The organism is Streptomyces durhamensis (assembly GCF_000725475.1).
Classification (GTDB): Bacteria; Actinomycetota; Actinomycetes; order Streptomycetales; family Streptomycetaceae; genus Streptomyces; species Streptomyces filipinensis.
In genome coordinates this window covers 96,251-115,891 of record NZ_JNXR01000029.1, presented here as the reverse complement: position 1 = coordinate 115,891, position 19,641 = coordinate 96,251, and the positions used below count along the sequence as shown (strand labels likewise).

Here is a 19,641-nt window from a genome sequence, read left to right as displayed (position 1 = left end):
GCGTGGCGCTCGTCGCGCGGTTCCCGCGCCCCTCCAGGCCGCTACGGCCCTCGCTGCAAGGAGCCCGGTGCTCCAGCGCATAGGCTAGGTCCGCTCTAGTACACCGTCTCTGGGGAGAACCACATGGCACCCGGCCTTCCTACCGCCATGGACCGACCGCACTTCATCGGCATCGGCGGCGCCGGGATGTCGGGGATCGCCAAGATCCTCGCGCAGCGCGGGGCCGAGGTGGCCGGGAGCGACGCCAAGGAGTCGGCGACCGCCGAGGCGCTGCGGGCGCTCGGGGTCACCGTGCACATCGGGCACGCCGCCGGGCACCTCGCCGACGACGCGAGCTGTGTCGTGGTGTCCTCGGCGATCCGCCAGGACAACCCGGAGCTGGCCCGCGCGGCCGAACTGGGCATCCCGGTGGTGCACCGCTCCGACGCGCTCGCCGCGCTGATGCGGGGGCTGCGCCCGATCGCCGTGGCCGGCACCCACGGCAAGACCACGACCACCTCGATGCTGGCCGTGTCCCTCACCGCGCTGGGCCTGGAGCCGTCGTACGCCATCGGCGGCGACCTCGACGCGCCCGGCTCCAACGCCCTGCACGGCGACGGCGACATCTTCGTCGCCGAAGCCGACGAATCGGACCGCAGCTTCCACAAGTACGCGCCCGAGGTCGCCATCGTCCTCAACGTCGAGCTGGACCACCACGCCAACTACGCCTCGATGGACGAGATCTACGAGTCCTTCGAGACCTTCGCCGGGAAGATCGTCCCCGGTGGCACCCTGGTCATCTCCGCCGACCACGAGGGCGCGCGGGAGCTGACCCGGCGGCTGGCCGGATCGGTGCGGACCGTGACGTACGGCGAGGCCGAGGACGCCGACGTGCGGGTGACCGCCGTCGTACCGCAGGGGCTGAAGAGCCAGGTCACCGTGGTGCTGGACGGGCAGGAGCTGACCTTCGCCGTCTCCGTGCCCGGGCGGCACTACGCCCTCAACGCCGTCGCCGCCCTCACCGCCGGCGCCGCGCTCGGCATCCCGTCCGCGGAGCTGGCGCCCGCGCTCGCCGCGTACACCGGGGTCAAGCGGCGCCTGCAGCTCAAGGGGGAGGCCGCCGGGGTGCAGGTGATCGACTCCTACGCCCACCACCCCACCGAGATGACCGCCGACCTGGAGGCCATGCGGGCCGCCGCCGGCGACTCCCGCATCCTCGTCGTCTTCCAGCCGCACCTGTTCTCCCGCACCCAGGAGCTGGGCAAGGAGATGGGACAGGCGCTGGCCCTCGCCGACGCCTCGGTCGTGCTCGACATCTACCCGGCCCGCGAGGACCCGATCCCGGGCGTGACCAGCGAGCTGATCATCGAGGCCGCGCGCGCCGCCGGCGCCGACGTCACGGCCGTGCCCGACAAGGCCGAGATCCCCGGGGTGATCGCGGGAATGGCGAAGCCCGGTGATCTGGTTCTCACCATGGGCGCGGGCGATGTGACCGACCTGGGCCCGCTGATCCTGGACCGTCTGTCGCAGTAAAGGGGCTGAGGCTCATGTCGTACGACGTCGAGAAGCCGGACGAGCAGTGGCGCGCGGAGCTGAACCCGGCCGAGTACGCCGTGCTGCGCCAGGCCGCCACCGAGCCGGCCTTCACCGGTGAGTACACGGACACCAAGACCAAGGGCGTCTACTCCTGCCGCGCCTGCGGCGCCGAACTGTTCACCTCCGACACCAAGTTCGCGTCGCACTGCGGCTGGCCGTCCTTCTACGACCCGAAGGACACCGACGCGGTCGAACTGGTCGAGGACCGCTCCCACGGCATGGTCCGCACCGAGGTGCGCTGCGCCCGCTGCGGGTCCCACCTCGGGCACGTGTTCGAGGGTGAGGGTTACCCGACCCCGACCGACCAGCGGTACTGCATCAACTCCGTCTCGCTGCGGCTGACGCCCGCCGAGGACTGATCGTCCGGAGTTCCGCCCGGGATCTCGATCAAACGACACTCTGAATCTTGCAAAACCCATGCCCGCCTGGTCTCGTCCGGTCGAAGATGAACGTGGGCTGCCGAGGGCGAGGGGAAGGGCCAGGCTGGTGCCCCATTCGCTCCGGTTTGAGATTCTGTGAGGGTGTTGGGTGTGGCGCGCTGGATCCAGTCCCGTCGCAGGCCTCCAGCCGACGGCGGCCACCACCGCGAGGACGGCGGCGGTCATGAGGGAACCGCCACGTCCGCGCGGGTCGCGGCGGCCGCGGAACCAGCGGAATCAGCCGGATCGTCCGGATCGGCCGGATCGGCGAAGGCCCCGCAGGCCGTGGAGGGCGTGCCGGCTGCCGACGCCGTGGCGGCCGGCGCGCGGCTGAGCGTGCTGCGGGAGGCGCTGGCCGGGATCGGTACGACCCTCGACGAGGCCACGACCTGCGCCGAGCTGACCCGGGTCACCGCAGGGCTGGCCGGCGGCACGGCCGCCGTGATGCGCCTGGCCGGCCCGACCGTCTCCGGGTACGAGGCGATCACCGGGGACGCCGACGCGCTGCCCGGCGCCGGCTGGGCCGCCGCGGTGGCCCGCGAGGCGGCCGTACCGGCGCTCGGCGCGCAGCCGGAGCCATGGCTGGAGCACGCGGGCGGCGACCGGATCGCCCTGTGCACGCCGCTGATCAGCGGGGAGGACGTGTACGGCGTCCTGGTGTGGGCCCGCTCCGGGCCGCCGCCCCTGCACCAGGCGGAGGCCGAGCTGCTCAGCCTGCTCGCCGAGCGCGCCGCCTCCCACATCCGGCACGCGCGCGACTACGCGAGCGTCAACCGCACCGCCGGCGACCTGCAGCGCGCCCTGCTCTCCGAACCCGGCCGCCCCCACCCCAACCTCGACATCGCCATCCGCTATCTGCCGGCCGGCGGCGGTGTCCTGGTCGGCGGCGACTGGTGCGAGACCGTACGGCTGCACTTCGGGCGGACCCTGCTGGTCGTCGGCGACGTCATGGGACACGGCCTGGAGGCCGCCGTCGACATGAACGCCTACCGCTCCTCCCTGCGCTACATCGCCTCCGCCGACCTGCCCCCGCACCGCGTGCTGCGGCAGATGGACGACATCGCCTCCCGGGAGGCGGAGCTGCGTCCCGCCACGTGTCTGCTCGCCCGGGTCGACCCGGGGCGCGGTCAGGTCACGCTGGCCAGCGCCGGGCATCTGCCGCCCGCGCTCATCGCCTCCGGCGGAGAGGCCTCGTTGCTGTCCGTCCCCGTCGGGCCGCCGCTCGGCACCGGGCTCGGCGGCTACGAGTCGTTCACCCACCCGCTGCACGCCGGTGAGACCCTCGTGCTGTTCACCGACGGGCTCGTGGAACGCCGTGGTGAGGACATCGACCGCTCGCTGGCCCGGCTGGCCGCTGTCCGCTTCCCGACGGGGGGCGGGCTGGAGGAGGTCCTGGACACCATCCTCGGCCGTCTGGACGCGCGGCACGCGGAGGACGACGTCGCCGCGCTCGCCGCGCGGCCGCACAGCCGACAGGGGCCTTCGGCCGACGCGGTCTCGCCGTAGGGACCCAGGCGGTACGACGGTGACGGGCGTCAGGGCTCGTCGCGGTTCCGCCGGCCGCCGGCCCCGTCGGATGCCGGCGCGGCGACCGCGTCCCCGGCGGACGCACCGGTCGCTCGCCCGACAGAACGCTGAAACACTCGCGGACTAGACTCTCCCCGCAATGGCCTGTGCAACGACGACCGTGGCCGAAAGCGGGCGGAACTCCGCCAAACCCGAAGGGCATTCGGCGTTTTGATACGGATAGAGTCAGTGACGAAGCGGTATCCGGACGGCACGGTCGCGGTCGACCGGCTGTCGCTGGAGATACCGGACCGCGCGATCACCGTCCTCGTCGGGCCCTCCGGCTGCGGCAAGACGACGACCCTGCGGATGATCAACCGGATGGTGGAGCCCAGCGAGGGCCGCATCCTCCTCGACGGCACGGACATCCGGCAGCAGCCGGTCAACACGCTGCGCCGCTCGATGGGTTACGTCATCCAGAACGCCGGACTCTTCCAGCACCGCACCATCCTCGACAACATCGCCACCGTGCCCCGTCTGCTCGGCTGGACCAAGCAGAAGGCCCGGGAACGGGCGGCGGAGCTGATGGAACGGGTGGGACTCGACACCTCGCTCGCCAAGCGCTACCCCTACCAGCTCTCCGGCGGCCAGCAGCAGCGCGTCGGTGTGGCCCGGGCGCTGGCCGCCGATCCGCCGGTGCTCCTGATGGACGAGCCGTTCTCCGCCGTCGACCCCGTGGTGCGCAAGGGACTCCAGGACGAACTGCTGCGCATCCAGGACGAGCTGGGCAAGACCATCGTCTTCGTCACCCACGACATCGACGAGGCGATCAAGCTCGGTACCATGGTGGCCGTGCTGCGCACCGGCGGCCGGCTCGCCCAGTTCGCGCCGCCCGCCGAGCTGCTCAGCGCCCCCGCCGACGCCTTCGTGGAGGACTTCCTCGGCGCCGACCGGGGCATCCGCCGGCTGTCCTTCTTCCCCTCCGAGGGGCTGGAGTTGCAGACGTCGCCGCTCGTCGCGATCGACGCCGACGCCGCACAGCTCGCCGGCCGCGCCGACGCCCCGTACCTCCTCGTCACCGACCCCGACGGCAGGCCGCTCGGCTGGAGCGAACCGGACCGGCTCACCGCCGGGGCCGTCGACCGGGAGCAACTCATCGACCACGGGCGGCCGTTCGTGCCCGGCACCGACTCGTTGCGCACCGCGCTCGACGGCGCCGTGCTCTCCCCGACCGGCTGGGCCGTCGCGGTGGACGGCGACGGACGCGCTGTCGGTGTCGTCTCCCAGCAGGTCATCGGCGAGGCCATCCGCGCCGCCCACAGCCGCGTGACACACGGCGCCGGCGTCGAGGCCGCCCGATGAACGGCTTCTTCGACCTGCCGAGCGACCTCCAGCACAGCTACCTCGGGCTGGTCGGCCTGCACCTGCGCGAGGCGCTGATCCCGGTGCTGGCCGGTCTGGTCGTCTCCCTGCCCGTCGCCCAGCTCTGCGTGCGCTTCCGCTGGATCTACCCGCCGGTCCTCGGCATCACCACCGTCCTCTACGCCGTCCCCTCGCTGGCCTTCTTCGTCGTGCTCATCGACTACTTCGGGCAGAGCGAGACCACGGTGATGATCCCGCTCGCGCTCTACAGCCTGGTGGTGCTCGTCCCCGCGATCGTGGACGGCGTCCGCTCGGTGCCGCGGGAGACCCTGGCCGCGGCCGAGGCCATGGGCCTGGGAGCGGTACGCCGCTACTTCCAGGTGCAGTTGCCCATCGCCGTACCCGCGATCATCGCGGGCCTCAGGGTGGCGACCGTGTCGAGCATCTCCCTCGTCAGCGTCGGCATGCTCATCGGCAACCAGGGCGCCCTCGGCAACATGCTCTACGACGCCCAGACCTACCACCGGCCCGCCCTGGCGGTGAACTCCGTCCTGACCATCGCCGTGCTCGGCATCCTCGCCGACGCCGTGCTGGTCCTGGTCCGGGTCCTGCTCACCCCCTGGATGCCACGGAAGGGAGCCACCCGGTGAACGTCCTCGACTTCGCCCGCGCCTTCTTCAGCGACAGCGCCCACTGGCACGGCTACGACGGCATCCCCACCCGGTTCGCCGAGCACGTCAGGTTCTCCGTGGAGGCCCTGCTGATCGCCGCCGCGATCGGACTGCCCGTCGGGCTGGTCACCGGGCACTACGGACGGGGCGGCAACGCGCTCGCCCTGATCGCCACCGCCGGCCGGGCGCTGCCCAGCTTCGGTCTGCTGGTGCTGATGTTCATCTGGATCGGCTTCGGTCTGCTGCCGGTGATGATCCCGCTGGTCGTGCTCGCCGTACCGCCGATCCTGGTCACCACCTACGAGGCGATCCGCTCCGTCGACCCCTCGCCGGTGGACGCCGCCCGGGGCATGGGCATGCCCGAGGCACGGGTGCTGTTCCAGGTGGAGGTGCCGGTCGCGCTCCCGCTGATCCTGAGCGGACTGCGCACGGCGGCCATCCAGATCGTCTCCACCGCCACCATCGCCGCCTACGTCAGCCTCGGCGGTCTCGGCCGGTACATCATCGACGGCCTCTACCAGAAGAACTACGAGAAGGTCGTCGGCGGCGCCACGCTGACCGCCGGACTCGCGCTGGCCACCCTCGTGCTGTTCTGGGCGGCGTCCAGGCTCACCGTGTCACCGGGGGTACGCCGCAGCGGCTGACGCACGGCACCGCTGCCCGGTGCCGGCCCGCTCTCCCTTCCCCCGACCGACCGTGGATCGAGGCCGATCGGTGATCTGCGGCCCTTGACTGACCGTGAAACTCATGGATTGGATCAACGCGTGACTTCCATCAACCGCATCAGCAGGTCCATCCGGAGGAACCGAGGCGCGGCGGTGGTCGCCCTCGCGGCGGCGACGGCTCTGCTGGCGGGCTGTTCCTCCAAGGGTGACAACTCCGGCAACCCCCTGACGGACGACAGCAAGGCGAGCGGTGACACCGTCGTCGTCGGCTCCAACAACTTCCCCGAGAGCACGCTGCTCGCCGACATCTACGGTGAGGCCCTCAAGGCCAAGGGAATCAAGGTCACGTACAAGCCGAACATCGGCAGCCGCGAGACCACCTACGGTCTGATCAAGAACGGCTCCCTCTCGGTGCTCCCCGAGTACAACGGCGCGCTGCTGGCCTACCTCGACAAGAACGCGAAGCCGAAGTCGGCCGACGCCACCACGACGGCCATCGAGGCCAAGCTGGACTCCAAGCTGACCCTGCTGAAGCCCGCCGCGGCGCAGTCCAAGGACTCCGTCACGGTCAACGCGGCCACCGCGAAGAAGTACCACCTCACCGAGAAGTCGTCCATCGGCGACCTGAAGGACGTCGCGAAGGACCTGGTCATCGGCGCCTCGCCGGAGTTCCAGGCCCGGCAGCAGGGCCTCGTGGGCCTGAAGTCCGTCTACGGCCTCGAGTTCAAGTCGTTCCGGGCGCTGGACGCGGGCGGTCCGCTCACCCAGGCGGCGCTGAAGAAGGACGCCGTGCAGGCCGCGGACCTCTTCACGACCGACTCGACCATCTCCAAGGAGAAGTTCGTCGTCCTGCAGGACCCGAAGAACCTCTTCGGCTTCGAGAACGTCCAGCCGCTGGTTTACAAGGGCGCCCTGTCCAAGAAGGGCGCCGCCGCGCTCGACGCGGTCTCGGCCAAGCTCGACACCGCGACCCTGCTGCAACTCGACACCCAGGTGCAGGCGCAGAACAAGGACCCGCTGGACGTGGCCAGGGCCTGGCTGAAGTCCGCCGGCCTCGACTGACGCCGCGCCCCCGCGCGACGGGGGCGCGCCCTGTGGGATTTCTTCAGGAACAGCGGTGTTGATGGAAGAAATCCGCAAGCAGGCCGCTCCCGTTCGTGCCCCCTCCGCTCGTTCTCCCACGCTGGCCGAGGCCGGTTCCGGTTCCGGTACCGGCCCGTAGCGAGCGTGAGAGGAACTCCATGACCACGGAAAGCGTGGCTGTCGCCCATCCCTGCCGCGGGCGCTGGCCCGGCCTGGTCGCCCTGCTGCTCGGCGAGGCGATGAACCTGCTGGACGCGACCGTCGTCCAGGTGGCCGCACCGGCCGTCCACGCCGACCTGGGCGGGCCGGTCTCGGATGTGCAGTGGTTCGGCGCCGCCTACACCCTGCCGTTCGCCGTGCTGCTGATCACCGGCGGACGGCTCGGGGACATCGCGGGCCGGCGGCGGATGTTCGTCCTCGGCGTCACCCTGTTCACGGCGGCGTCCGTGGCCTGCGCCCTGGCGCCGTCGCCGGGGCCGCTCATCGCCTTCCGGGCCGTGCAGGGCGCCGCGGCGGCGCTGATCATTCCGCAGACGATCGGGCTGATCAAGGCGATGTTCTCGGGGGAGGAGACGGCGAAGGCGCTGGGCAGCATCGGACCGGTGATGGGCCTGGCCGCCGTCTGCGGACCCGTCGTCGGCGGTGTGCTGACGCATGCCGACCTGTTCGGCTCCTCCTGGCGGTCCGCGTTCCTCGTGAACGTCCCGGTGGCCGCCGTCGTCCTCGTCCTCACCCGGAACCTGCCGGAGAACCGCGCCCCGCACCGCCCGGCCCTCGACTGGCCCGGCACCACCCTGGCGGCGCTCGGCACCGGACTCCTGGTCTACCCGCTGATCGGCGGCGACCTGCGTCAACTCCCCCTGCGCGACGGGCTGCTGCTGACCGCCGGAGCGCTCGTGCTCCTCGGCTTCGCCCGGCAGCAGCGGCGCACGGCCCGGCCGCTGCTGGAGCCCAGCCTGTTCACCCACCGGGGCTTCCCGGCCGCCCTCGTCACCTCCACGGCCTTCTTCGCGGCGACCAACGGCCTGACCGTCGTGGTCGTCCTCCAGCTCCAACTCGGCGCGGGCACCGGTGTGCTGGCGGCCGGACTGAGCCTGCTGCCGTGGTCCGCGGGGCTCGCCCTCGCGTCCTGGTGGGCGGGCTCGCGGCTGGTAGGGCGCTACGGGCGCCGGGTCATGCCGTACGGGCTCGGGGTACTGCTGGCCGGACTGCTCGCCGCCGTGGCCGCGTACCGGGCGACCGCGCCGGGGCACTACCCGGTCGCGCTGCTGCCCTCCCTCGCCCTCGTCGGGGCCGGCGCCGGCCTGTTCACGCCGGCCTTCTTCACCCTCGCCCTGCGCCCCCTGCGCCCGCACGAGGTCGGCTCGGCGGCGGGCCTGCTCAACGCGGTGCAGCAGCTGGGGGCGACGCTGGGGGTGGCGGTGCTGGGGAGCGTGTACCTGTCCGGGACGGGGCCGAGCGGGTCCCAGGCCGCCTGCTGGGTGGCCGTGGTCCTGCTGGTCGTGGCCGGGACGGCGAGCGCCAGGGCCGGGACGGCCGAGAGGCCCTGCTAAGATCGACGAGACACGTGAGCCTCCTCGCTGCGGACAGCCGTCCGCCGGGGAGGCTTTTCTCATGCCCGGGCGCGCGCGTCCCGCGACGCGGGCGCTCCCGCTTCGAAGCCGCCTGCCCGACGAGGGGCCCGGATCCCTCGCGTGCCCCCAGCCCGCACGAGGAGACCCTTCTCATGAGCCGACGAACGAACGCTGCCGCAGCCGCCGGTACCTGGCGACTCGGTGATCTGACCGTCAACCGCCTCGGGTTCGGCGCGATGCGTCTGACCGGAACCGCGCCCTTCGACCGCGGCGCACCGCGTGACCGCGAGCACGCGATCGCCCTGCTGCGACAGGCGGTCGAACTGGGGGTGAACCACATCGACACCGCCGCGTTCTACTTCTCGGCGACGCGCTCCGCGAACGAGCTGATCAACCGCGCACTGGCACCGTACGCGGAAGACCTGGTCCTCACGACCAAGGTCTGGCCGGGCCGTGACTCCTCGGGCGCCTGGTGGTGGGCGACCCCCGAGCAGTTGCGTGGCCAGGTGGAGGAGAACCTGCGGCAACTCGGCCGGGACCACCTGGACGTGGTGAACCTGCGCGTGCCACCGAGCCGGCGGACGGGCTCGGTCAGCGATCACTTCGGCGCGTTGGCCGAACTGCGCGATGCGGGGATGATCCGGCACCTGGGCATCTCCAACGTCACGTCCGAGCAGTTGACCGAGGCCCTCGCCATCGCCCCTGTCGTCTGCGTGCAGAACCCCTACGGAACGGGCGCGTCGAGCGAGGACCGGGCCCTGCTCGACCGCTGCGGCGAACTCGGCATCGCCTTCGTTCCGTTCTACGCGATCGCCGGTTCCGGGTGCGAGGCGGGGCCGGTGGCCCAGGACCGCGAAGAGGAGCGCTTGGTCGCCCGCGCGCACGGGGTCTCCGTCGCACAGGTCCGTCTGGCCTGGACCCTGCACCAGGGACCCCATGTGCTGGCCATCCCCGGGACCGGCGACCGGGCCCACCTCGCGCAGAACATCGCGGCCGGCGCGCTGCGGCTCTCGGAGCACGACATGACGCTCCTCGCCTCACCGGATTCACCGGCACGAGGGGATCGACCTCGCACGACCACGGTTCCACGAAGCCGTCCCGGCCACGACCCGAAGCGCACGACATGGACGGCGCCGCGGATCGAACGCACCACGCGGATCGGTGACCTGGCCACCGTGCCTGAACGGCAGATGCTGGAGGGCTGGCTGACCTGGCATCGGGAGACCTTGCTGGCCAAGTGCGCGGGGCTGGAGCCGGACCGACTGGCGCGGACCACGGTGGAACCGTCGAACCTCACCCTGCTGGGCCTGGTCCGTCACATGGCGGAGGTGGAGCGGTCGTGGTTCCGGCGGCGCCTCGCGGGTGAGCGCATCGGGAACGTCTTCACCGACCCGGGAGACGGCGACGAAGGCATCCAGGGAGTCCACGAGGCGTACGCGGCAAGGGACTTCGAGCGGTTCCGGGCCGAGGTCGCCGCGTCCAGGGTGGCGGCGGCCGGCCATGACCTCGACGAGACGTTCACGTCCGCGCGCGGCACCCCCCTCAGCCTGCGGTGGCTCTATGTGCAGATGATCCAGGAGTACGCCCGCCACAACGGACACGCCGACCTCCTGCGGGAGCGCACGGACGGGAAGACGGGCGACTGAGCCCGCGCTGCCCGCCTGCCCCCCTGCCGGCGCCGGCCCGGCACAGCCGACGGCACCGCCGTTCCCCCAAGGGACACGCGCAACCGGCCACCACGCCCCCGCAGCCGTACGGTCTCACCCGGCAGGGCGTTCGCGCCGTACGCGCGCCGGCACCGTCAGCGCCGGGCTCGCCGCCTTGAGCGTGCGCAGCACCGGGCTGGTCTCCAGCCCGTCGATCTCCCTGAGCGTGCCGAGCCGCCCGGTGAGGTAGCGGTGCAGGTCGGCCGGATCGCGGCACAGGGCCTGGGCGACCAGGTTGGTACGGCCGGTGGTCGCGGCCACGAAGGCCAGCTCGTCGTGGCCGGCCAGCGCGAGGGCGACCTTCTCCTGGTCCGCCGGCCGCACGGACAGCCACAGCAGGGCCCGGGTCCGGACACCGAAGAGCCCCGCGTCCACCTCCACGTCGAAGAACAGCGCACCCGCCGCGCGCAGTTCGGCCAGCCGCCGGGCCACGGTCGCGGGCGACCAGCCGGTCGCCCGGGCCAGCTCGCCCTGCCCGGCCCGGCCGTCCCGCTCCAGCGCCGTCAGCAACGCGCCGTCCTCCGGCCCCGGTTGCCGTACCTCCCGCGCGCTCTCCGCGTACACCAGGGCCGTCTGCTGCTGCTCGTCCAGGGCCTGGGCACTGCGCCGCCAGTGGGCGGGGCCGCCCAGATAGGTGTGCAGCAGGCAGTGCGCGGAGACGGCGGTGATGCCGCCGGTGCGCGGGACGTCGTGCAACAGCAGGGAGCCGGGGGAGGCGTCCTCGGCCGGGGCGTGGATCACCGCCGTGATCTCCGTGCCCCCTGAAGTCAGCTTCACCCAGGACGTGTCCGGCCGCCGCACCAGCGCCGCGGCGATGTCCTGCGCGGAGCGTGCCGTCGCCGTCAGCCGGACCAGCCACTGGGCGCGGCCCGCCCGGTCCGGGTCGGCGAGCCCCACCACGCGCAGCCCGGCCTCCGTGCGCAGCCGGCGGTAGCGGCGGGCCACGGTCTGCGCCGAGACCCCGAGCACCTCGGCGATCCTGCTGAACGGCGCCCGGCCGTCCAGGTGCAGGGCGTGGATGAGGGCGCGGTCGAGTTCGTCGAGCATGCCCCCATCCTCGCTCGCCCGGTCCCGCTCAGAGGTCGAACTCGTGCGGCGGCAGGTCCAGCGTGTAGCACGCCTCGCGCACCACGGCCTGCTCCGTCTTGTCGAAGTCACCGTCCGCGCCGCCGATCACGACGCCGATCTGGATCACGGCCCGCGCCTCGGCCGGCTTCTTCTTCGCCTTGGCGATCTCCTGCAGCACGCTCACCTTGCCGAAGGCGAAGTCGGTCGTCAGCTTGTTCAGGTTCTCCTCGAAGCGGCGCCTCAGGTCGTCCGCGGGGAAGTTCTGCAACACCTCGTTCGTCGCGATGAGCTGGGCCACCCGCTGGCGCTCCGAGGGGTCCACGGTCCCGTCGGCGGCGGCCACGAGCGCGCACATCGCCATGCTCGCGTCGCGGAACGCACCGCTCTTCAGGTCGTTCTTCTTCGCCACCAACTGGGTCTGCATCTGCGACGCCGACTCCTTGACGCGGTCCCACAGGGCCATGCGCACTCCTCGATTCAACGGCCGGACGCACCCGCGGCACACCGGCGGAACGTTCTACAACACCGTAGAAACTCATGGGAAGGCCGGGAAGTTCCTGCCGACCTAGACTGAGTCCCCGCACACAGACCGAACACAGGACACAGAGGAAGCAGAGGAAGGCGACAGTGGCGACAGCGCCCGGCACCGGCTACCAGGACCCCTCCGCCGAGGTGCTGACCGAGGCGGCCGCCGCCTTCGGACTGCTCGCCTCGCCCGCCCGGCTGCACATCGTGTGGACGCTGATCCAGGGGGAGAGCGACGTCACCGGGCTCGCCGAGCGGGTCGGCGGCGCGCTGCCCGCCGTCAGCCAGCACCTGACCAAGCTGAAGCTCGCCGGACTCGTCCGCTCCCGCCGCGAGGGCCGCCGCCAGGTGTACTTCGTGGACGCCGCCGGACAGGCCGCCGTCGTCGACGTCGTACGCCTGCTCGTCGGCCGGCTCGCCGAACGGGACGCGGCCGGGGCGGGCCCGGCGCGCCGCCTCCGCGGTCTCTGAGCAGGTGTCGGGAACGTCCCTGCAGGTGCTGCGGCGCCTGGACACCGGCCCGCGCGGACTCACCGACGCCGAGGCCGCCGCCCGGCTCGCCGCGCACGGCGAGAACACCCCGCCCCGCCCGCGCGTCCCCTCCTGGCCCCGGCGCTGGCTGCGCGGCCTGCGCGACCCGTTCACCGCCGTGCTGCTCACCCTCGGCCTGGTCTCGGCGTTCGTCGCCTCCTGGGGCACCGCCACGGTGATCCTCACCCTGGTCGCCGTCAGCTGCGCGCTGCGCGCCGCCGGCGAGCGGCGCGCCGACCGCTCGCTCGCCGCCCTGCGCGAACTGGTCGCCGGCACGGCCACCGTGCTGCGCCGCGCCGACGACAGCGCCGCACCGCGCGCCCACGAGATCCCGGTCGCCGACCTCGTCCCCGGCGACGTCGTGCGGCTCGGCCCCGGCGACCTGGTCCCCGCCGACGTACGACTGCTGCGCGCCCGCGGGCTGACCGTGCGCCAGGACGCGGTCACCGGCGAGTCCGCGCCCGTGCCCAAGTCCGCCGCCGACCTTCCGGAGCCGCACACCGCGTCCGCCCTGTGCCTCCAGGGCAGCGCGGTCGTGACGGGCAGCGCCACCGCGGTCGTCGTGGCGACCGGGGCGCACACCCGGTTCGCCGCCGCCCAGCGGTCGCCCGGGCCGCGCGAGCCCAGCGCCTTCGACCGGTCCGTGCACGGCATCGCCTGGGTGCTGGTCCGGTTCATGCTGCTCACCCCGCCGCTGGTGCTCGTGGCGGGCGCGGCGCTGCGCGGCTGGGGCCCGCAGACGCTGCCGTTCGCCGTGTCGGTGGCCGTCGGGCTCACTCCCGAGATGCTCCCGGTGATCGTCACCAGCTGTCTGGCCCGGGCCGCCGCCCTGCTGGCCCGCACCCGCCGGGTCGTCGTACGGCGGCTGCCCGCGCTGCACGACCTCGGCGCGATCGACGTGCTGTGCGTGGACAAGACCGGCACCCTCACCCAGAACCGGCCCGTCGTCGCCCGCTGTCTGGGCGCGGACGGCCGGGACGACCCGGAGGTGCTGCGCCGGGCCGCCGCCTGTGCCTGGTGGACCCTGCAGCTCGCCGAACTGCCCGCCCCGGACGCCCTCGACGAGGCGCTGCTCGACATCGCCGGTGCGGCCGGCGAGGAGTACGACGGACTCGCCGCGCTGCCCGTCGCCCCCGGCCGGCGCCTCGCGACCGCCGTTCTCGCCGGCCGGCTCGGACACCACCTGCTGGTCACCAAGGGCGCCGCCGAGGACGTACTGGAGCGCTGCGACCTGCCGGCCGCCGAGCGGCAGCGGCTGCTGGCGCTCGCCGCACGCGAGGCGCGGACCGGCCAGCGGGTGCTGGCCGTCGCCACGGCCGAACGCCCCGCCCGCACCCGCCCGTACACACCCGCCGACGAACGCGGCCTCACCTTCCGAGGCCTGGTCACCTTCCGCGACGAACCCGCCCCCGGCGCCGCCGACGCCCTGCGCGCCCTCACCGCCCTCGGTGTCCGCATCCACGTCCTCACCGGCGACCATCCCGCCACCGCGGTCCGCGTCTGCCACGAGCTGGGCCTCAAGGTCACCGAGACACGCACCGCCACGACCGCCCGGGCAGAGGCCGCGCCTGCGGCCGACGCGATCGGGTCCGCTGGTGGTGCCGTCCGCGTGGACGGTGACCTGGCCTCGGCCGCATCAGGCGAGGCCGGAGTCGGGGGCGGCGCGCCGTGGGTCCCCGGCGGCGGGGAGTGTCGGGTGGGTGCGGGCGTGTGCCCGGCGGGTCCGGGGGCGGCCGGGGGCGGTTCCGGCTCGGTCGACGAGGCCGCGGCCGAGGCCGGCGGGCAGGAGGTGCGGGCCCGTACCGATGTGTCTCCGGCCGGGACGACCACGGTCGTGGCCCGGTGTACGCCGGAGGACAAGGCCCGGTTCGTCGCCCGGCTGCGTGCGGCCGGGCACACCGTCGGCTTTCTCGGGGACGGCGTCAACGACGTGCCCGCGCTGCTCGCCGCCGACGTCGGTATCGCACCGCGCGGGGCCGTGGCGGTGGCCCGGCAGAGCGCCGACGTCGTGCTCGCCGAGAAGGACCTCACCGCCATCGGACACGCCGTCACCGCCGGCCGGCACAGCAGCGCCAACATCGCCGCCTACCTGCGCGTGACCCTCTCCTCCAACCTCGGCAACGTCCTCGCCATGCTCGCCGCCGGGCTGATGCTGCCCTTCCTGCCGATGCTCCCCGTGCAGGTGCTCGCGCAGAACCTGTGCTTCGACGCCGCCCAGTTCGCCTTCGCCCACGACCGCCCGGCTCCGCACGAGCTGCGCCGGCCCACCGTGCTGCGGCCGCCCGCCTTCCTGCGGTTCATCACCGGCTTCGGCGTGCTCAACGCGGTGGCCGACCTGGCCACCTTCGGCGTCCTCGCGCTCGCCCTGGACGGTCCCGACGCCCTGGACGACCGGGCCGTGTTCCACTCCGCCTGGTTCACCGAGAACCTGCTCACCCAGGCGCTGGTCATGCTTCTCCTGCGTGACGGCCGGCGCCTCGTGCGCGGCGGCCGGCCCGGCCCGGTCGGCTGGGCCGCCGCTCTGCTCGCCGCCGTGGGCCTCGCCGTGCCGCCCAGTCCGCTGGGCGCCGCGCTCGGCATGACCGCGCTGCCCGCCGCGTACCATCTGCTGCTCGCCGCCGTGCTCGCCCTGTACGCCCTGGCGCTCACCACGACGAGGATCCGCCACACGCGGCGCCGGCCGTGACCCGGGCCCCGCTGAGGGTCCTCGTGGGCGAGGGTCTTGGGCGCGGTCGGCCCGTGGGGCCTGCCGGCGCGGTGCGCGGTCGGCCGGCGGAAACGGCCCTCGACGTGCCTCGGCGTCCGGCCGCCCCCCGTCCCCAGCCGTACGCCGCCGTACGGTCAGGCGGCCGTGCCCTCCGCTCCCTCCGGTACCGCGGCCGCCCTCGCCCGCTTCTCCTTCCGGCGTATGCGGCGGCTGACGCGCGGCTCCTGGTCGGGGAGCCAGCCGAAGGCGAGGCAGCAGCCGGTGACGCCCAGCAGCAGACCGAGGAAGAAGCCGCCCAGATTGGAGGTGAGCCAGGTGCCCAGGGAGACCAGGACCCCGGTGAGGGAGTAGAACAGCCGCTGCGTGGGGTTGAAGAGGATCAGCAGGCCCAGCAGCGCCATCAGGGTGGGCAGCAGATAGCCGGCCAGCCCCTGCATGCCGATGTGCATCACGACCTTCAGCGAGGCCTTCTCGGTGAGCAGGATCTCCCCGCCGGCCAGGGTGAGCAGCAGCCCGCCCCAGAACGGCCGGCGGGCCCGCCAGCCGCGGAAGGCGGCCCGCGCTCCCCGGCGTGGACGGTCGGACACCGCGATCAGCAACCCGAGTCGCTGAAGCGGAGCTTGAGACCGGGCAGCTTGAACACGCCCGCCGTGGTCGCGTAGTTGGTCTGCCGCAGGTTGCCGATGTGCACGGTGTCGGCCTGCTGGCTGAACACGCCGATCGGTCCCTTCACGCCCGCCTTGGTCAGCGTGCTGGCGTCGTTGCCGATCTCGATGTTGTTGAACGCCGCGTCGCCGGTCAGCTCCGTGGAGTCGGTGGTGAGGCCGCTGGCCGTCACCTTGGTCGCGCCGCCGCCGGCCGTGATGAGCAGGTTGGTGCCGCCCAGGTCGACGCTCTGGCACAGGTGGTCGAGTGTGGCGTTCTTGATCGCGGAGGTCACCACGAGCACCTGACCGCCGTTGTCGCCGGCGTTCGGGCTGCCCTCCGCCATGTTGTCGAGGCCGCCGAACTGCTCGAAACCGGTGCCGTTGAGTTCCGTCGCGGTGACCGTGAACGGCATCCCGGAGATCGCGAACTGCACGCCCAGCGCCCCCTGCGCGGTGAGCACCGCCAGGCCGGCGGCGACGAGCGTGGCGGGTACCGCCATCACCGCGGCCCGGCGGGCCCGGACCCGGCCCCGTCTCTCACCGCCGGCGGCGGTCGCGGCGGCCTGCGGCGCTTCGGACGGTGAACCGTTTCCCGGGTTCTCGGGGGTGTTGCCGACGGACGGGACGTCCGGGGACGAGGCCATGTCTGCTCCCATGGGCATGGATCAACGCGGGTCGGGCTTCAGTGGCACGGTGTCCTGGCGCGGACGGCGACTGCCGCGTTCGCCTCCTCACCTCGTAGGGCGGGAGCAAGGGCTTTCTCGCTACGCGGCGGTAGCCGACCAGGAAGTTACCGCCGGTTACTTCGAGGGGTCAAGGGAGATGTGAAAAAAGGGTGTCGGATGTGGGCGGGAGGCGACCGAACGCGCCAACTGCCCCTGAACTGCTTGACGTTGACGGTTGATCAGGTCTACAAATTCCCCTGTTTCACGGATCCGTGGCGCCGGATCCGCCGAGCGGTGCCGGCCGCGTTCCCGGCTGTCTCACGTCGACCGCTCAGCCCAGCCCAGGGAAACCGTTCACATCGGTGCGGCTGCGCACGGTCATCCCCCCCGATCGTGCCCCGCCGTCACCGGTTGTTCCCGGCCGGTCCCGGCCGTTCCCTGCCGGACCGGCCGAAGGTCTTCCCCCGAGGCCTTCGGCCGGTTTCCGGGCTGCCGCCGTCGCCGGTCCGTCGCGTACGGAGAAGGCGCCACGGCCCTGCGCCGGCGGCACCGCACGCACCGTGCACACCGCGCCACGCCGCCTCACCCGCGCGCCACGCCGCGCGACCCGACCTCGCGCCCCAGCCCGTCACCCCGGGCCTCGTCAGGACCCCAGGAAACGCACCCCCGCACCCTCACCCCCTCATCCGGACCCCACCCAGGAAAGAGGCACCCGCATGCGTACGCGATCCCTCCTCGCCCTCGCCGGTACCGCCACCGCACTCGCCCTCGCGGTGGCCGCCCCCGCCTCCGCCGACGGCACCGCCGTCCTCACCACCGGAAGTGCGGGCGGCACCGCCGTCGCGACCGGCGACACCCTCACCGCGCCGCTGGCCTCCGGCACCTCCGCCACGCTCTACTCCAGCGCGACCGGCACCAGCGGCGTCAAGTGCACGTCCTCCCAGTTCACCGCCACGGTCACCGGCAACCCGGCCGCTCCCGGCACGGCCGGCGAGTCCGTCACCGCTCACACCTTCGACCCCAGCTCCTGCACCAGCAACGTCACCGGCGTCACCGGCGTCAGCAGCATCACCGTCGACCACCTGCCCTACACCGCGGCCGTCGCCTCCGACGGCACCCTCACCGTCTCGCCGGCCAGCGGCTCCACCATTCAGACGACGGTCAAGCTGCGCACCCTGCTGGGCACCATCACCTGCGTGTACCAGGCGCCCACTCTGACCGGGAAGACCGACAACACCGACAGCAGCATCAGCTTCACCAACCAGCAGTTCAGCAAGTCCTCCGGCTCGTCGCTGTGTTTCGCGAACGGCTACTTCACCGCCAAGTACGCGCCCGTGACCGACGGGGGAGCCCGGGTCTACGTCAACTGAGCAGCACGCAGAACGAGTTCAGCGCCGCCGCAGCCGCACCGCGAGGACGGCGCCTCCCGTGAGGGCCAGCACCGCGGCGGCGCCGCCCGCCAGTACGGGCGCCGAGGGGCCCGAACCCGCACGCGTGTCCTCCGCCACCGGTGTGCCGGCGGCGGAGGACACCGGCCTGTCGGCGCCCGCGCCGTTCGTCCCGGGGGCGGCACGCCCACCCGTGGCGGGCGTCGGACGTGTCGTCGCCGGCGCCGCCTTCCCGCCCCCTGACGACCGCGCCCCCTTCTCGGGGAACACCACGTCGGAACACGAGTAGTAGGTGTCCGGCGTGCTGCTGTTCTGCCAGACGGTGTACAGGATCTGACGCCCGGTCCGGTCCTTCGGCAGTGTCGCGTCGATGTGATACGCCCCCTTCCGCAGGGGCGGATCGGTGACCTGGGCGAAGGGGCGCTCCGGGAGATCGGACCACGTAAGCGGTTTCCCCGGGTCGTAGCCGGGCTTGGTGAGGTACAGCCTGAACGTCCCCGTGTGGGCGATCGTCGAGGCGTACGTCATCGTCAGTCTGTCGCCGGGCGTCAGCCGGGTCGCCGGCCAGTCCCGCCGGGCCAGGTCCAGGCCCCGGTACGCGGGCAGGTTCCCGCTGCACAGCCTGCCGTCCGGAATCATCTGCCGGTCACGGCCGTTCACCCCTGCCACGCGCAGGTTGTCCCACGCCGTGAACGGGGTGCCGTTCGCCGCGACCGCCGCGCGGCACGCCGCCGAGCGGCCGGCGTCACCGCCCTCGGGGGAGCAGGCGTAGACCCGGCTGACCGGGTCCGTGGGGGCTCCGTGCGCCTGGGCGGGCCCCGCCGCCCACGACAGGAGCAGGAGTGGGGCCGCAGTGGCGGCCGCCGTGACATTCAGACGGGCGGTCATCCGGGTCATCCGGGACGTCTCCTCGGCGGCGCGGGAACGGGGTCTGCGGCGTCCAGTACGACGGCCGCGTGCCGTTTGTTCAGCAGGACCGGCCCCTCGCGCGTCCCCGAGCCGGTCCCTCGGCTGTCCCCGGGATGGTCCTCAGGCCGTCCCGGACGGGTCCATCGGGTGTCCCCCGACGGGTCCTCCGGCCGTCTCCGGGCTGGTCCTTCGGGTGTCCCAGGGCCGGTTCTCCCGTTGTCCCCGGGCCCGTCCATCAGGCGTCCCCGGCCCGACCCTTCGGGCATGCCCCGAACCGGCTGACCGGCCGCCCCCGGAACCGGTCCGTCGGCTGCTCCCGGCCCGACCCTTCGGGCATGCCCCGAACCGGCTGACCGGCCGCCCCCGGAACCGGTCCATCGGACGCTCCCGGACCGACCCCTCGGCCATTCCCCGGACCGGCGCGTCGGCCATCGCCGGACCGGCGCATCGGTGATCGGGGGGCGTGAAAGCACCGACCGGTTGGGATGTTTCGCGCCCTGCTCCGAGGCCCCGTTGAGGAGCCGGTCATCGGCCTCGTATCGTGGCGATCATGGGTCCGGCACCCGCCGTTCCGCGGCTGCCGAGAACGGTCGGGCAACACAGGGGAGGAACCGTTCTGGTCTCGTCCGCTCACGGACCG

General features: G+C 73.0%; 17 protein-coding genes and 1 pseudogene. 13 read left to right on the top strand and 5 right to left on the bottom strand.

The annotated features are described in order from the left end of the window. The first annotated feature begins 123 nt into the window (after positions 1-123). From murC to IO33_RS52895, 10 genes and pseudogenes are all read left to right on the top strand, one after another. Entirely contained in the window at positions 124-1,512 is a 1,389-nt protein-coding gene (murC, locus tag IO33_RS0133800) for a UDP-N-acetylmuramate--L-alanine ligase (protein ID WP_031172164.1), read from the top strand. A gap of 14 nt (positions 1,513-1,526) precedes the next feature. Beyond that, complete coding sequence (msrB, locus tag IO33_RS0133795) at positions 1,527-1,934, top strand: peptide-methionine (R)-S-oxide reductase MsrB (protein WP_031172162.1); 408 nt, start codon at positions 1,527-1,529, stop codon at positions 1,932-1,934. Between the two features lie 171 nt (positions 1,935-2,105). After that, positions 2,106-3,500, top strand: coding sequence for a PP2C family protein-serine/threonine phosphatase (locus IO33_RS0133790; protein ID WP_245235944.1), 1,395 nt, complete (start codon positions 2,106-2,108; stop codon positions 3,498-3,500). A gap of 231 nt (positions 3,501-3,731) precedes the next feature. Next, a complete protein-coding gene (locus IO33_RS0133785; protein WP_031172158.1) occupies positions 3,732-4,862 on the top strand; it encodes an ABC transporter ATP-binding protein in 1,131 nt (376 codons plus the stop codon). Then, positions 4,859-5,512: an ABC transporter permease gene (locus IO33_RS0133780; protein ID WP_031172156.1), complete on the top strand. Its 654-nt coding sequence runs from the start codon at positions 4,859-4,861 to the stop codon at positions 5,510-5,512. The genes IO33_RS0133785 and IO33_RS0133780 overlap by 4 nt, the downstream gene beginning before the upstream one ends. Next, entirely contained in the window at positions 5,509-6,177 is a 669-nt protein-coding gene (locus IO33_RS0133775) for an ABC transporter permease (protein ID WP_031172154.1), read from the top strand. Before IO33_RS0133780 ends, IO33_RS0133775 begins: the two co-directional genes overlap by 4 nt. 120 nt (positions 6,178-6,297) lie before the next feature. Beyond that, complete coding sequence (locus tag IO33_RS0133770) at positions 6,298-7,260, top strand: ABC transporter substrate-binding protein (protein WP_031172152.1); 963 nt, start codon at positions 6,298-6,300, stop codon at positions 7,258-7,260. A gap of 179 nt (positions 7,261-7,439) precedes the next feature. Further along, entirely contained in the window at positions 7,440-8,834 is a 1,395-nt protein-coding gene (locus IO33_RS0133765) for an MFS transporter (protein ID WP_051927118.1), read from the top strand. A 173-nt stretch (positions 8,835-9,007) separates the two neighbouring features. Beyond that, positions 9,008-9,889 (top strand): annotated as a pseudogene (locus IO33_RS52900) (aldo/keto reductase); the annotation flags it as partial. Further along, positions 9,878-10,501, top strand: a complete 624-nt coding sequence (locus IO33_RS52895; protein ID WP_342448372.1) for a DinB family protein — start codon at positions 9,878-9,880, stop codon at positions 10,499-10,501. The pseudogene IO33_RS52900 and the gene IO33_RS52895, both read left to right, overlap by 12 nt. Before the next feature lie 114 nt (positions 10,502-10,615). Here the strand turns inward: IO33_RS52895 and IO33_RS0133755 are convergent, their stop codons facing one another. Together IO33_RS0133755 and IO33_RS0133750 are read right to left on the bottom strand one after the other, a co-directional pair. Next, positions 10,616-11,608 (bottom strand): Lrp/AsnC family transcriptional regulator, encoded by a 993-nt coding sequence (locus tag IO33_RS0133755; RefSeq protein ID WP_031172146.1) that lies wholly within the window; start codon positions 11,606-11,608, stop codon positions 10,616-10,618. A 28-nt stretch (positions 11,609-11,636) separates the two neighbouring features. Beyond that, complete coding sequence (locus IO33_RS0133750; RefSeq protein WP_031172144.1) at positions 11,637-12,092, bottom strand: tellurite resistance TerB family protein; 456 nt, start codon at positions 12,090-12,092, stop codon at positions 11,637-11,639. Between the two features lie 164 nt (positions 12,093-12,256). Here IO33_RS0133750 and IO33_RS0133745 point away from each other — a divergent pair, with 164 nt between their 5' ends. After that, the gene (locus tag IO33_RS0133745; protein WP_031172141.1) at positions 12,257-12,625 is read left to right on the top strand and encodes an ArsR/SmtB family transcription factor; all 369 of its coding nucleotides are present in this window, start codon (positions 12,257-12,259) and stop codon (positions 12,623-12,625) included. Between the two features lie 4 nt (positions 12,626-12,629). Beyond that, positions 12,630-15,371 (top strand): HAD-IC family P-type ATPase, encoded by a 2,742-nt coding sequence (locus IO33_RS48120; protein WP_031172139.1) that lies wholly within the window; start codon positions 12,630-12,632, stop codon positions 15,369-15,371. A 155-nt stretch (positions 15,372-15,526) separates the two neighbouring features. Here the strand turns inward: IO33_RS48120 and IO33_RS0133735 are convergent, their stop codons facing one another. Continuing rightward, positions 15,527-15,979: a DUF6114 domain-containing protein gene (locus IO33_RS0133735; RefSeq protein ID WP_245235943.1), complete on the bottom strand. Its 453-nt coding sequence runs from the start codon at positions 15,977-15,979 to the stop codon at positions 15,527-15,529. Between the two features lie 5 nt (positions 15,980-15,984). Next, complete coding sequence (locus tag IO33_RS0133730) at positions 15,985-16,683, bottom strand: DUF6230 family protein (RefSeq protein ID WP_031172135.1); 699 nt, start codon at positions 16,681-16,683, stop codon at positions 15,985-15,987. 737 nt (positions 16,684-17,420) lie between these two features. Between IO33_RS0133730 and IO33_RS0133725 the strand changes: the two genes are divergently transcribed. Beyond that, the gene (locus tag IO33_RS0133725) at positions 17,421-18,074 is read left to right on the top strand and encodes a hypothetical protein (protein WP_031172133.1); all 654 of its coding nucleotides are present in this window, start codon (positions 17,421-17,423) and stop codon (positions 18,072-18,074) included. An 18-nt stretch (positions 18,075-18,092) separates the two neighbouring features. Here the strand turns inward: IO33_RS0133725 and IO33_RS0133720 are convergent, their stop codons facing one another. Beyond that, complete coding sequence (locus IO33_RS0133720; RefSeq protein WP_031172131.1) at positions 18,093-18,989, bottom strand: lytic polysaccharide monooxygenase auxiliary activity family 9 protein; 897 nt, start codon at positions 18,987-18,989, stop codon at positions 18,093-18,095. Positions 18,990-19,641: the final 652 nt, after the last annotated feature.

Excerpts from the sequence above, each read along its gene's own strand:
- IO33_RS0133780 (WP_031172156.1), top strand. The coding sequence starts at position 4,859 with ATGAACGGCTTCTTCGACCTGCCGAGCGACCTCCAGCACAGCTACCTC.
- murC (WP_031172164.1), top strand. The coding sequence starts at position 124 with ATGGCACCCGGCCTTCCTACCGCCATGGACCGACCGCACTTCATCGGC.
- IO33_RS0133720 (WP_031172131.1), bottom strand. The coding sequence starts at position 18,989 with ATGACCCGGATGACCGCCCGTCTGAATGTCACGGCGGCCGCCACTGCG.
- IO33_RS0133730 (WP_031172135.1), bottom strand. The coding sequence starts at position 16,683 with ATGGCCTCGTCCCCGGACGTCCCGTCCGTCGGCAACACCCCCGAGAAC.
- IO33_RS52895 (WP_342448372.1), top strand. The coding sequence starts at position 9,878 with ATGACGCTCCTCGCCTCACCGGATTCACCGGCACGAGGGGATCGACCT.
- IO33_RS0133765 (WP_051927118.1), top strand. The coding sequence starts at position 7,440 with ATGACCACGGAAAGCGTGGCTGTCGCCCATCCCTGCCGCGGGCGCTGG.
- IO33_RS0133755 (WP_031172146.1), bottom strand. The coding sequence starts at position 11,608 with ATGCTCGACGAACTCGACCGCGCCCTCATCCACGCCCTGCACCTGGAC.
- msrB (WP_031172162.1), top strand. The coding sequence starts at position 1,527 with ATGTCGTACGACGTCGAGAAGCCGGACGAGCAGTGGCGCGCGGAGCTG.
- IO33_RS0133725 (WP_031172133.1), top strand. The coding sequence starts at position 17,421 with ATGCGTACGCGATCCCTCCTCGCCCTCGCCGGTACCGCCACCGCACTC.
- IO33_RS0133750 (WP_031172144.1), bottom strand. The coding sequence starts at position 12,092 with ATGGCCCTGTGGGACCGCGTCAAGGAGTCGGCGTCGCAGATGCAGACC.